Source organism: Collinsella sp. LCP21S3_D3 (genome assembly GCF_052118305.1).
Taxonomy (GTDB): domain Bacteria; phylum Actinomycetota; class Coriobacteriia; order Coriobacteriales; family Coriobacteriaceae; genus Collinsella.
Genome location: NZ_JBQKHK010000025.1, coordinates 1 through 12,697 on the forward strand (window position 1 = coordinate 1; position 12,697 = coordinate 12,697).

General features: G+C 59.8%; 9 protein-coding genes, 1 rRNA gene and 1 pseudogene. 2 read left to right on the top strand and 9 right to left on the bottom strand.

The window, feature by feature from the left end:
* Window positions 1-470: 470 nt before the first annotated feature.
* Together ACTQ1S_RS08605 and ACTQ1S_RS08610 are read right to left on the bottom strand one after the other, a co-directional pair.
* Window positions 471-2,633: a hypothetical protein gene (locus ACTQ1S_RS08605; RefSeq protein ID WP_441547509.1), complete on the bottom strand. Its 2,163-nt coding sequence runs from the start codon at window positions 2,631-2,633 to the stop codon at window positions 471-473.
* Between the two features lie 182 nt (window positions 2,634-2,815).
* Window positions 2,816-4,561: pseudogene (locus ACTQ1S_RS08610) on the bottom strand (carbon starvation CstA family protein); the annotation flags it as partial.
* Window positions 4,562-4,763: 202 nt separating this feature from the next.
* Here ACTQ1S_RS08610 and ACTQ1S_RS08615 point away from each other — a divergent pair.
* Together ACTQ1S_RS08615 and ACTQ1S_RS08620 are read left to right on the top strand one after the other, a co-directional pair.
* Entirely contained in the window at window positions 4,764-5,039 is a 276-nt protein-coding gene (locus ACTQ1S_RS08615; RefSeq protein ID WP_370450553.1) for a type II toxin-antitoxin system prevent-host-death family antitoxin, read from the top strand.
* Window positions 5,023-5,337: a type II toxin-antitoxin system RelE/ParE family toxin gene (locus ACTQ1S_RS08620; protein ID WP_441064486.1), complete on the top strand. Its 315-nt coding sequence runs from the start codon at window positions 5,023-5,025 to the stop codon at window positions 5,335-5,337. Before ACTQ1S_RS08615 ends, ACTQ1S_RS08620 begins: the two co-directional genes overlap by 17 nt.
* A 271-nt stretch (window positions 5,338-5,608) precedes the next feature.
* Here ACTQ1S_RS08620 and tsaD read toward each other — a convergent pair whose 3' ends face one another.
* The 7 genes from tsaD to rrf all read right to left on the bottom strand — a co-directional run.
* Entirely contained in the window at window positions 5,609-7,993 is a 2,385-nt protein-coding gene (gene tsaD, locus ACTQ1S_RS08625) for a tRNA (adenosine(37)-N6)-threonylcarbamoyltransferase complex transferase subunit TsaD (RefSeq protein ID WP_441536254.1), read from the bottom strand.
* A complete protein-coding gene (gene tsaE / locus ACTQ1S_RS08630; RefSeq protein WP_427719841.1) occupies window positions 7,980-8,486 on the bottom strand; it encodes a tRNA (adenosine(37)-N6)-threonylcarbamoyltransferase complex ATPase subunit type 1 TsaE in 507 nt (168 codons plus the stop codon). The genes tsaD and tsaE overlap by 14 nt, the downstream gene beginning before the upstream one ends.
* Window positions 8,487-8,498: 12 nt before the next feature.
* A complete protein-coding gene (locus ACTQ1S_RS08635; protein WP_441547510.1) occupies window positions 8,499-9,119 on the bottom strand; it encodes a uracil-DNA glycosylase in 621 nt (206 codons plus the stop codon).
* Window positions 9,120-9,127: 8 nt separating this feature from the next.
* Window positions 9,128-10,273 carry an alanine racemase gene (gene alr, locus ACTQ1S_RS08640; protein ID WP_154515162.1) on the bottom strand — a complete coding sequence of 382 codons (1,146 nt, stop codon included), beginning with the start codon at window positions 10,271-10,273 and terminating at the stop codon, window positions 9,128-9,130.
* A gap of 2 nt (window positions 10,274-10,275) precedes the next feature.
* Entirely contained in the window at window positions 10,276-11,892 is a 1,617-nt protein-coding gene (locus ACTQ1S_RS08645; protein ID WP_441547511.1) for an NAD(P)H-hydrate dehydratase, read from the bottom strand.
* Complete coding sequence (gene acpS / locus ACTQ1S_RS08650; protein WP_441547512.1) at window positions 11,893-12,432, bottom strand: holo-ACP synthase; 540 nt, start codon at window positions 12,430-12,432, stop codon at window positions 11,893-11,895. It abuts the gene before it with no gap.
* A gap of 174 nt (window positions 12,433-12,606) precedes the next feature.
* A 5S ribosomal RNA gene (rrf, locus tag ACTQ1S_RS08655) occupies window positions 12,607-12,697 on the bottom strand; the annotation flags it as partial.

Sequence of the window (12,697 nt, forward strand, 5' to 3'; positions counted from 1 at the left end):
TGGGCATGCGGAGGGATTCGAACCCGCAAGGGTGCGGAGCTGAGGAAACGCGAAGCGTTTTCCAGCGCAGCACGCAAGGAGCGGAGCGACGCAGCGGGGCGCGGCCGCCGGCAGGCGGACGCGGAATCCCTCCGTCCCATATCAACAACGGGCTCTCCGTATCTCAACCGGCACTTGGGGACGTTCCCAAAGTGCCGGCACTAAAGGAACGCCACCAAGTACCGGCTCATCCACCCTCAAAAGACAGACGCCCCAAGCCCGAAAGGACCAAGAGCGCCTTACATCAAGAAATATCAGCCCCGTTCCGAAAAGCGAGCCGCCATCTACAAAATGGCGCGTGGCCCCGGCGGGCCGGGCATTAAGTTTGTCGCGAGTTCCGCACGCAAAGAAGGCCACTTAACGTGGCCTTCGTCTTGCGCAGGACTGTAGAGCAGCAAACTTAATGCCCGGCCCGCCGGGGCCACGCGTCCCTAATTGTTCAGCATGCGGTCGAAGCTTCCCGAGTCGCCATCCCGATAGTCGGCGGTCATCAGAATCTCCTGCGGAATGCGACCTCCCTCGCGCAGCACATTGCGGAACTGCACGCGCGTGACCATAGGCAGATCCTTGATCGTCGCCGCCAAATTCTGCGGCACACCCTGATTGGCAGCCGCAGGCTCGCACTCGCCGCCAGCTTTCACGCGACGCTTGTGCTCGGCGAGCATGGCACGATACATGCCGGCATGCAAGCGAATCTCAACCACATTGGCATTGCGGGCCTGCTCGACGATGCGCGCACCCTCTCGGTCGATATCGCCCACGTAGTAGACATAGTTATAGCGATAGCCGATCTCGGCCAGATAATCATCCAGTGCGTGCGAGACGCTCGCCTTGCAGCCACCGCCAAAGATCACGCCACCCACCTTGGTGCCAAAAAGCTTAGCGTGCTTGCGGCCGCGCAGGAGCTTGACGATCTCGTCATAGGTGTCCAGGTTCTCGACCATAATGAACGGCTTGTCGGCGCCCAGCGTAAAGAAGCCCGTAAAGTGCACGGGGCGGTTGGGGGCGACCTTAATCGCCTGCATGCTGATGCCCTTTTCGGTCATACGCCGAATCAAGCGCTCGCCGTGTTTACCGTCAAAGGCCTTCTCATCGTTAAAAATCTGGTAGGCGCGCTGGCGACGCGAAGCGACCGGCGTGTCGGCACTGCGATTCTGCTCAATCCAAGCCTGGATGATCGCAATCTCCTCGGAAATCTTGCGGTTGGACATCTCGTTGTGCTGAGTGCGCTGCGAAACCTTTTTGCCGTCCTTGCCCTCAACCTTAACGATTTGAGTCTGTTGCTCCTTAATCTTGGAGAGTGCAGCAGGTGTGGGAACGACCTTGAGCAGCTGCCTGCCCAGGACACGGGCCAGAGCAAACGCCGAAACCTCGCCATGAGCGGTCGACTCAGGCTGCTGGGCGGTCGCATCGTTTGCAGTCGGTTTGGGCTGCGTCTGGGATTTGCACTTGGAATCTGTCCGAGTATTGCGCTCTTGCTTTGGCGCGGACGAGCCCTTTTGCGAACGCTCAGGCTTGCCCCCCTTTACTGGCTGGCGCTTGGGCTGCTCCGCCGGGATCTCAGCCTTCGCATCCTTGTTTTGCCCCGCTGCCTGCTCGGCCACGGATTCGGTATTTGAGCCACGGCCGCCACGGTGACGACGACGGCGAGGCTTGCTCGAAGCGCTCTCCTCCGCTTTCTCGCCCGCAGACTGCTGGCCTCGGGGCTCGACATCGCCCGTAGGCCGCGGCTCAACAGGCTTCTGCTCACGGACCATCGGCTCGGCAGCCTTCTCAGCCTTCTCCGCTGGTGCAGCGGGAGCCTGGTCGGTCTTTTCTTGACGCCTTGCGGGATACGCACGACCCATAAAGCCGCGTCCGGGACGGCATGAACCCGGAGCCTTCTTGACGGGCTCCTCGGGTGCATCAGCAGCCTCGACGGACTCCTGAACGTCGCACACAACACCTCCCTGCTCGGCCTTAAAGTGAGCACCGCGGCGACGCTTGGGCTCCTGGACCTCAGCGGGGCACTGTGGCTCGGCAACAGCCTCATCCTTGACGGGCTCGACATCCGTCGCATCCTTTTGAGCCACAGCGCGACGGAAGCGCTCCTGCTGGGCACGGCGCTGCGCATCGCGCTTGCCGCCCCCGCCAAAACCGCCGCGGCCCGCCTTGGCCGTAAAGGCGCGAACGACGCTCTCGTCAAGCAGCTCATCGGTGTCGACGTTCTCGCGCGGAGCCGTTTCCACCGCAACAGGCGCCTCGACAACGTCCTCGACGGCCTCTTCGGCAGCCTCGGCAGGCTGCTCCTGGACATCGCGAATCTCGGCATTAATGGTATAGAACGCTGGGCGCCCGTTAACGCCGCTGCCCTCGATCTTGGTAACGATCTTTGCCGCGATAAGTTCATCGCGCATCGCCTTGGTGTCACATTCCTTATCGACGGAACGGAAAATCTGTGCCAGCGCGCTCGACTTGATCTTGAGCGCCTTGCGGCAGAGCAGGTCGTAGGCAACCAGCTTGGCACGCTCGGCAGAAAGCGACGTCTGGCTGCTCAGACGCTCAGCCAGGGCATCGACGTTGTTTTGGTTATCGGAATATACCGTCTTGGCCACGGGGCCCCTTTCATATGCACACATATATGTCTACATGGTACAACGCACGCCCCTATCCACGCAAAATATCTGCGAGAACACCCGGGCACACTAGCTTTTGCATAGAAAAAGGCCGAGCCCGCGCAGTTGCGGACCCGGCCTTTCCGAGTCATATAGATGTGACGTTCAATCCCTTAGGTCGATTAGGCCTTGGCGGCCTCGGCGCCTGCGGGAGCCTCGGCAGCAGCAGCGCGACCATACTCGGCCTTGCCCATCTCGGACCACTCGGGCTCCTCGTCGGGCATGGAACCGGCCTCCTTGCCGAAGAGCTCCTTGAGGCAGTTGACGGCAACGATGAGGCCCAGGACCATCAGCAGGACGGCAAAGACGAGCTGCAGGCCCTTGGTGGCGGCGACGGAGACTGCGGCCGTAGTGGCGGTAGCCGGGATGGTACCGAAGAAGCCGTAGGCCTGGACGGCGGTCATGCAGCCCATGGCGCTCTGGACCAGCGAGGTAAAGGTGCAGCAGAGCAGGAAGGCGACGGGCACGTAGAGCATCCAGCCCTTGCGACCGGTGCACTTGCAGAACACGGCAAGGGTGATCATGGTCATGCCGCCGAGCAGCTGGTTGGAAGCACCAAAAAGCGGCCAGATGTTGGCATAGCCGTCAAAGGCGAGGGCGAGGCCGGGGAGGAGGGTGACAACCGTGGCGAACCAGGGGTTGCCGAGGACCTTCATGTAACCGGCCTTGGACTCGATGGCCAGGGCGTCGTTGGTCTGGGCAAAGAACTCGGAGAACGAGGTGCGGGCGATGCGGGCGACGGCGTCGAGCGAAGTCAGGGCCAGAGCGGAGACGTTCATGGTCATAAAGACGGTAGCGAGCGTGCCGTCAACGCCGAAGGCCTGCATACCGCGAGAAATGCCAGCAGCGAAGATCTGGAACGGGGTGGAAGCGACGCCGGCGTTGAGGGCGCCGGTACCGGCAGTGTTCATGTCGGAGAACATGATGCCGGCGACGATGATGGCGAGGATGCCGACGAAGGACTCGACGATCATGGCGCCATAACCGACCGTGACGGCGTCCTGCTCCTTCTCGACCTGCTTGGAAGAGGTACCCGAAGAAACGAGGCTGTGGAAACCGGAGAGAGCGCCGCAGGCAACGGAGACAAACAGGACCGGGAACATCATGCCCGAGGCATTGCTAAAGCCGGTGAAAACCGGAGCGGTGATGGTGGCCTGGCCGTTAACGCCCAGGACGACGATGCCGAGGACAGCACAGACAATCATGACGATCATCATGATGGAAGTGAGGTAGTCGCGAGGGGTCTTGAGCATCTGGATGGGCATGGCACCGGCAAAGACCAGGTAGACCATGACGACGGCGAACCACTGGAACTTGTCCAGGTAAACCGGGAACTGCATACCGACGGCGAACATGAGGACCATGAGCACCACGCCGGTGACGAACTCGGCAGCGCCGGTGAGGTTGAACTTCTTCTGAGCCCAACCAAAGGCCATGGCGACGAAGGTGAACAGGATGGAGATGGTGCCAGCGCAGCCAGCGGCATAGGACTTGGTGAAGTCGATGGCACCGGTGGCAGCGCCAGAGGCTTCAACGACCGGGGTGAACATGAACGTCTTGCAGACCATGTCGGTAAAAGCGGCGATGACGATGATGCAGAACAGCCAGCAGAACAGCAGGAACAGGCGACGGCCGGTCTTGCCGATGTACTTCTCGATGAGCTGAGCCAAGGACTTGCCGTTGTTCTTCATCGAAGCGTACAGGGCGCCAAAGTCGTGAACGGCGCCAAAGAAGATGCCGCCGACGAGGACCCAGAGCACGACGGGCAGCCAGCCGAAGGCCATGGCGACGATCGTACCCGTAACAGGGCCAGCACCGCAGATCGAGCTGAACTGATGCGAGAACGCGGTGAAGGCGGAGACGGGCGCCTGCCGCCATATATGAACTTTCCTGCTCGGACAGTCCTGCTCACGACGGAGGCCACATTAAGTAGCCTCCTGTTCGTGCGGAACTCGCGATACAGTTCATATATGGCGGCAGGCGCCCGCCCCGCCCCCGAGGAGTTCCCATCCCAAATCTCAACTCTGTTATCATAATTACGATAATATCCTGATAGCTCAGGAGGTAGCTGTGAATATTAGGCCGGTCTCAGATCTTAGAAATCACTACCCGGATGTTGAACGCGAAGTCGAACAGGAGGGTCCGGTTTTTCTAACTAAAAACGGGCGGGGCTCTATGGTCGTCATGAGCTTTGAGCAGTACAAGTCACTGTGCAATACAATCGAGAGCGCACTTGATGCCGCTGATCGTCAGGCTGCCAGCATGCAACTTCGCTATACACACGACGATGTCTTTGGCTCTGTCAGAAAAATGCTCGACGGCGGTCTCGATGAACAGGCACTATAAGCTCCGCTATCTTCCCCTATTTTGGGAGGACCTCAGCCAAGCAGCGTCATATATCGCCTTTGATCTCAATAACCCCGCTGCAGCAAATAGGCTTGTCGACAATGTTGAAGCAGGCATACTCGAGCATCTCAAGAATCCAACCATGTCACCAACATACCCTTCGACAAGAAGACGGTCGCACCCGTATTACCGCTTCTACGTTGGCAACTACATGGTTTTTTATGTCGTCATCGACGACGTCATGGAAGTCCGCCGACTGCTATATAAAAGCCGAGATATTGAGTCGATTATCAGGTAGGTTTCTCTCAGCTAAAGCACGCCGGAAATTTGACGCTGACCTGTTAACCTTGCCGGACGTTGTCGACGCCGATCCAGCTCAGTAGCTGCATCGATACAGAAAGGTTCCCGACGCTGCCCGGGCGCCAGCGGCCGCATATGAACTTTATCGCGAGTTCCGCACGAACAGGAGGCCACTTAATGTGGCCTCCGTCGTGAGCAGGACTGTAGAGCAGGAAAGTTCATATGCGGCCGCTGGCGACCGGGCAGCGTCGGAGACCGCACCCATACGACTACAGCGTCATGTTTGGATCGGCGTCGACGTCGAACGGCGAGATTTCACCTCGGTCGAATTTGCGGCGAGCGACCTCCGCAATCATGGCGGCGTTGTCAGTACAGGCCGAGAGAGGCGGCACCGTTACGCGAATCCCCTGACGCCCGAGTTTCTTAATCATCATCTCGCGCAGATGCGGGTTGGCCGAGACGCCGCCGCCGATGCAATACTCCTTGCACCCGGTGGCGTGCAGGGCGTTCTTGGCCTTCTTGTACTGCACGTCAAAGACCGCCGCCTCAAACGAAGCCGCCAGGTCGGGCAGGTGGATCGTTCGGCCGGCTTTGGTCTCCTGCTCGATGTATAACGTCACAGCGGTTTTGAGGCCCGAAAGCGAGAATCGATAGTCTCCCCTGCTGTTAAGCGCGCGGGGAAAATCGATCGCGCGGGGATTGCCCGTCTCGGCGAGCTTGGAGATGATGGGGCCACCGGGATAGCCCAGACCCAGCGCCTTGGCAACCTTGTCGAAGGCTTCGCCCACGGCGTCGTCCAGCGTCTCGCCAAGCACCTCGTAGTCGCCCCATGCCTTTACGTGCACGAGCATGGTGTGCCCACCCGAGACAAGCGTAAAGATAAACGGCGGCTTAAGGTCGGGCTGCGCCAGCAGGTTGGCGAACAGGTGACCCTCCAGATGATTGACGCACACGAGCGGTTTACCGGCAGCATACGCAAAGCCCTTGGCAAAGGCGACGCCCACCACCAGGGCACCCACCAGGCCTGGGCCTTGCGTCACACCCACGGCGGCAAGCTCACTTGGCGCAATCGCTCCACCCTCAAGGCCAAGCGATACCGCGGCATCTTCAAGCGCCGCATCTACGACACTCACAATCACCTCGACATGCTTGCGCGAGGCGATCTCGGGCACCACGCCGCCAAAGCGAGCATGAAAATCAATCTGCGTCGACACCTGGTTGGCCAGCATATTGCCGTCCGCATCGATAATCGCCACAGCCGTCTCGTCGCAAGAGCTCTCGATGGCAAGAACTAGGCGACGGCGCTCGATTTCGGCACGCTCCTCGGCGGTGCGCTCGGGCTCAGGCAGCGGCCAGACGCGCTGCTCGGCAGCCGTTGGCTCGGGCGAGGCATTGTCGAGAGGAAGCACCAGGGGCAGCGACGCCGTCATGACGATGGCATCCTTGCCGACGCCGTAGTAGCCACGGCGACGACCCGCCTCGGTAAAGCCCAAGGCGCTATAGAGCGCAATCGCACCCTCGTTGCCGTCCTCAACCTCAAGCGAAGCAGTGGTGCAGCCGAGCATCTGGGCGTCATAGCTCACGTGCGACAGCAGCTTGCGGGCAATGCCCTCGCGACGATGAGCAGGATCAACCGCGACGTCCATAATCTGAACGTCACCGTCGACGACCATGCCGCCGGCAAGTCCCAGCAGCTGACCGTCGTCGTGCGCCACCCACCAGCTACGCGGCGCGGCAACGCCCTCGCCCAGCTCGGACAGGAACATGCCCGGCGTCCACGCCTCGTGTCCGGCGCCTTCAAAGCAGGCGGCCTCCAATGCGCTCGCGCCCTCGGCATCCGCCGCGCCCATGGGACGGAACTGCAGATGGCGGCCGGCGAGCTCGTCGGCAACACCCGTAATCTCGCTCTGGGCGCTCTCGGCAAGCCCAAGGCGCTTACGCTCATTTTCCTCGGCATCCGAAAGACGCGTGTAGATCGGCAAAACGCGAGCCGGATTACCGTCGCCCGCGGCGTGCGCCATCAGAAGGCCCTCGCCCGAGGGCCACCACAGGTCTCGCTCCACGCAGCGCGCAGTCTCGTCCTCACTCAGCAGCTTGCCATAACGTACGAGACCGTCACCAGTCAGCTTAACCTGGCTCCAGTCCGCGGCCTGGCGCCACTCATCAAGCGCCACGGCGGCTTTGACCACGTGTTCGCGCTCAAACAGACGCTCGGGGCCTTCGTCCCCCAGCACGTACAGGGCCGGATACACCTCGCCACGCATGGCGTCGGCAAGAACACCAAGCTTGCCGCGCACGCCGGCCTTCCACGCCGTCCAGGCGCAAGCGTCAAGTGTCGACACGCCCAGCAACGGCACGTTGGCACCGCGCGCCAGACCCTTGGCGGTCGAGATGCCAATGCGAACGCCCGTAAACGAACCCGGGCCGCGTCCAACCACATAACAGCCGACATCGCCGCGATTCAGCCCGGCCTGCGCCAACACGCCATCGACGGTATTCACAAGTTCCACGTTGGCATGGCGACGACACAGATGGTCCCCGCTCACCAGCTTCGCCTCGCCCGTCTGCTCATCAATCCAGCTTGCCGCGCAGGCAAGCATGTCGGTCGAAGTATCGAGCGCCACTACCAGCGCGTTGTCGTTATGCAAGCTCATCTTGTACAGCCTTATCAATCAAATCGAAAAGCTCCGTCGCGCGCTCGCCGTGCGCCTCGAGCGCGATCGTTCGCACGTCGCTATCGTCCTCATCGCGCCTAAGCGTCACCGAGAGATACTCATCCGTCAGCTCGTCCTGAAACTGCTCGCCCCATTCCAACAGGCAAGCGCCCTCATAGCCGAGCACGTCAAAAATGCCCGTATCCTCGAGCTCGTAGGCATGCTCCAAGCGGTACAGATCAAAATGGAACAGCGGGATACGCCCCTGGTCGTGAACGGCCATGAGCGCGAACGTAGGACTCGTGACCATATGCCCGTCGCCCAAGCCGCGCGAAACGCCCTTGGTAAAGTGGGTCTTTCCCACGCCCAAGCCGCCGGTCAGTATCAGCACATCGCCATTTTCTAGACACGGTGCGACCAACTCGCCAAAATGCTCCGTATCGGCAGTACGAGCCGTTTTGTAGGTACCTAGCCCCAGGCGCTCCAGGGACATATACGCTCCTTATTATTCCGAGGCGCCCTCTGGCGCGGGGTGTCGCACCAGATAGTCGCCCAGCATCTTAAAGTCTTCCTCCAGCAACTCCTGCCACGCCGGATTGCGCAGCGCCGCCGCGGGATGAAACGTCGGCATCACCACAAAGTGCCCCATCTGATGGAACCTGCCGCGCAGCTTGGTAATGCCAATCTCGGTCTTGAGCACAAAGTGCGTTGCGGGATTGCCGAGCGTCACGATGATATCGGGCCAGATACTTCGAATCTGCTCGCGCAAAAACGGTGAGCAAGCAAGCGCTTCCTCGGGACGCGGATTGCGGTTTCCCGGCGGGCGACATTTAAGCACATTGGCGATATAGACATCTTCACGCTTAAGGCCCGCCAGGGACAGAATGCCGTTGAGGTCTTCACCCGCCGCCCCCACAAAGGGCTCGCCCTGTAAATCCTCGTTACGGCCCGGCGCTTCACCAATAAACATCACGCGAGCGCGGGGGTTTCCCACCCCAAACACGATATTGTGGCGCGACTGGTAAAGCTGGCAAAGGCGGCAATCACCCAGGACGGCCTCGATCTCCTCGAGTGCAACTTCGCGCGGCGCCTGATGGCTATGGCCGGGGATGTGCATAACGCCCATAGCGGCTCCTACACGTAGACCTTGTCGAGACGCATGCCAAAGCCGCAGGCGACCTCGTAGTTGATCGTGCCGCGCAGGCGCGCCATCTCATCCATGGTAATCTCGGCATCGCCATCGCGACCGATAATTATCATCTCGTCGCCATGTTCGGCCTCGGGAATCTCGTGAGCCGGGTTGGACTGAATGGCAACCATAAACTGATCCATGCAGATATTTCCGACCTGACGCACGCGCTCACCGCGATACAGCACGTCCATACGATTGGAAAGCGTGCGCGAAAGGCCGTCGGCATATCCGATCGGCAGCGTGCAGATCTGAACGCGTGTGCGCGGTACGCGGTAGGTAAAACCGTAGCCTACACCCTCGCCCATCGCAGGATGCGCCACGCGCGTCACGCGCGCATGAACGCTCATAACGGGATCAAGCTGCATCACGCGGCCGCTCAGCTCGCACGGCTGCATGCCATACAAGCCAACGCCAGCGCGAATCATATCAAAATGCATCGAGGGGTCGAGCATCGAGGACGGCGTGTTGGCACAGTGCACGATACCGCACTCAAAACCCGCATCCTTAATGGCCTGAACGGCCTCGGTAAAGCGCTGGCACTGCAGCTTGTAGTCCCAACCCGATGGTTCGTCGGCCGTGGCAAAGTGCGTAAATACGCCGTCGCACTGAATACCGCGATGGAAATTAATACCGCGGACAAAGTCGAGCACCTGCGTGTAGTGAACGCCGATGCGGTTCATACCCGTCTCGATGGCAAGATGATACTTGCCCACCTTGCCCGCCGCGACGGCACATTCACCATACGCAAGAGCAAAATCGGACGTATAGACCGAGGGCATGATATCGAACTCGAGCAATGAAGGAATAGCCTCGATGGGAGGCTCGCTTAGAATCAGGATGGGCTTGGTGATTCCGCCCTGGCGCAACTCAATACCCTCGCTGACCGTCGCCACGGCAAACATGTCGGCACCGGCCGAATACATGATCTTGGCGCACTCGACGGCTCCATGACCATAAGCATCGGCTTTAACCACGCAGCACAGGCGCTGACGCGGATCTAGCAAGTTCTTATAGGCCCTCGTATTGCGACGGAGCGCCCCGCGGTCGATCTCGACCCAGGACCAACGCGTCAAATCGGCTTTATTCATGATTAGTCATCCGACCCTTCGTCCATGATTCCCAGATCATCGAGCGCATCCTTTGCCGCCAATTCCATGGCGGGACCGATCAAGTCGATAAGATCGGTCGCGATAACGCTCTTCTCGCCATACTCCGTCGCCGCAGCAAAGCCGGCATAGCTGTGGAGTGCGACGGCATACGAGTACAGCAGCTCCCAACGGTCCATATCGTCACGCATGGTCGCAAGCGTTCCTGCAAGGATACCTGCGAGGACATCACCCGAGCCAGCGGTCGCCAACGACGCTGGGCCCGAAAGCGGCAGCAGCACGCGCTCGACGCCGCAAATGGCCGTCGTCGGGCCCTTAGCGATAACAACGAGATTATCGGAACCGGCAGCCCAGACAATCTTTTGAGCAGCGGCAATCGCAGTGCCAAGATCATTGACCTCGTCGCCGGCAACGAGACGCGAAAGCTCGCGATAATGCGGCGTCATAACGAGCGGCTGCTCGCGACGGTACATCTCGGGATTACTGTCGATGCCGTCGATTGCAATCTTGGCAAGGCAGTTGAGCGCATCTGCATCTAGGATAAGCGGCACATCGAGCTCAAGCAGGCCCGAAACGACTTGCATCGATCCGGCAGACGTCGTCATGCCAGGCCCGCACACAACGCAGCTGTACTTCTTAGCAATCTCGCACACTGTCATACGCGCAGCGGCACCAAAAGATCCACGGGAATCAGACGGAATGGCGAAAACGGGAATCGACGGGAGCGCCATACGAATAAGGTTGGCGCACGCATCGGGCGTCGCAACGGCCACATAACCGGCACCAGCACGAGCGGCAGACTTTGCGGCCATGATGGCGGCACCAGGATATTGTGCCGACCCGGCAACGATGAGCGCGGAGCCGCGCGAATACTTATCGATATTCGTGGGCAGCGGGGCAAAGTAGTCCACCAGATCACCGGGCTCAACGATCTCGGCAGCATGATCGACATCATCGATAACTTCGTCGAGGCGGTCGTACAGACCGCCACACACCAGGTCGCCAGCATACTCCGGACCGTCAGCGCTGTAGAGGCCGATCTTAGGGGCAATCATCGTCACGGTACGCTCGGCACGGATGCAGTCGTCATCCACAACGCCCGTCTCGGCATTCAGGCCCGAGGGAACATCGATAGAAACAACGCGATCGGCGCACTCGTTAACCGTAGGAATCCAAATAGAAAACGGCGCACGAAGGTTGCCGTGAAAACCGGTACCAAAAATAGCATCGACCACGACATCCGCTTTGTTAATGAGAACCTCTAGCTCGTCTCGCGAAGGCCCAACGCACACATGAACGTCGCGACCGGCGGTGCGACGGGCAACGTGACGAGCAAGGGCAGCAGGAATCTCATCCGGCTCAACTGGAGAAACGATATCAACATCAACGCCCTTATGGGTCAGGATATCCGCAGCGACCCAACCATCACCGCCGTTATTGCCAAAGCCGACCAGCACAAGAACGCGATCAGGGTTGAGCTTTAAAATTTCGTTGGCGGCAAATTCACCTGCCAACTCCATGAGCTCGGCCTTCGAGGTGCCCTCGCGCTCGATGATATCCTCGAGGCGAACGACTTCCTCGGTACTCAAAACCGGTTTCATCTATGCTCCTTGCGTATCTTGCGGATCATCGATCAAATGCTCCGACAAAACAGATTGTTGCAGTTGTTCAAGCTCATCCAATACAGAACGAGCCTCTTTAAATGTCTGGGCAACGCGCTCCTTGGTGCTCATTTTTTCTTCCTTAGGCTTAGGTCGAGCATCCTCGGTGATCGCAATGGCATTAGCGACAGCCAAGTCACCCGTAAGGGTAATAGAAAGAGCAACCTCGACAACACCCAAATCCTGGGCGATTTCGAGAGCGCGACCAGAAAGCAGAGCCTTTGGCTTGCCGAGCCTATCGCGTGTTACGGAAACGTCCTTACGTCCAACGCCCTGACTAAACCCCGTTCCAAGTGCCTTAAGTACCGCTTCGCGAGAGGCAAAGCGGCTAGCATAATGAGCGGCAGGGCGAGACGACGCATCGCAATACGCACGCTCTTCATCGGTAAACACGCGCCGGGCAAACGAGGGCGTCTTCTCAAGGATTGATTTCATTCGGGAAATCTCGACGATATCAACGCCGATACCAGCTTCAGCCATGTTCACCTCCATGCTACACAGACTACGATATTGTAGCCCGTTCAAAGAAGATGCGACAAACGAGGGTTATAAAACACAGCTACTATGTGAGACAAATTGCCTGAGAAACGAAAAAGGGGGAGGCCGCGAGGCCTCCCCCTTTTCAGGTCCTTCGACGGCTCGGTGCCGTCCACCGGTCAGCGGCGCCCTGGCCTCCCACGGGCTGGCCCCGCAGTACTCTCGGCGCGATGGGGCTTAGCTTCCGGGTTCGGAACGGGACCGGGCG

What these genes read in the sequence shown, in the direction of transcription:
- ACTQ1S_RS08620 (WP_441064486.1), top strand. Translation starts at nt 5,023, where the DNA reads ATGAACAGGCACTATAAGCTCCGCTATCTTCCCCTATTTTGGGAGGAC.
- ACTQ1S_RS08645 (WP_441547511.1), bottom strand. Translation starts at nt 11,892, where the DNA reads ATGAAACCGGTTTTGAGTACCGAGGAAGTCGTTCGCCTCGAGGATATC.
- alr (WP_154515162.1), bottom strand. Translation starts at nt 10,273, where the DNA reads ATGAATAAAGCCGATTTGACGCGTTGGTCCTGGGTCGAGATCGACCGC.
- tsaE (WP_427719841.1), bottom strand. Translation starts at nt 8,486, where the DNA reads ATGTCCCTGGAGCGCCTGGGGCTAGGTACCTACAAAACGGCTCGTACT.
- tsaD (WP_441536254.1), bottom strand. Translation starts at nt 7,993, where the DNA reads ATGAGCTTGCATAACGACAACGCGCTGGTAGTGGCGCTCGATACTTCG.
- acpS (WP_441547512.1), bottom strand. Translation starts at nt 12,432, where the DNA reads ATGGCTGAAGCTGGTATCGGCGTTGATATCGTCGAGATTTCCCGAATG.
- ACTQ1S_RS08635 (WP_441547510.1), bottom strand. Translation starts at nt 9,119, where the DNA reads ATGGGCGTTATGCACATCCCCGGCCATAGCCATCAGGCGCCGCGCGAA.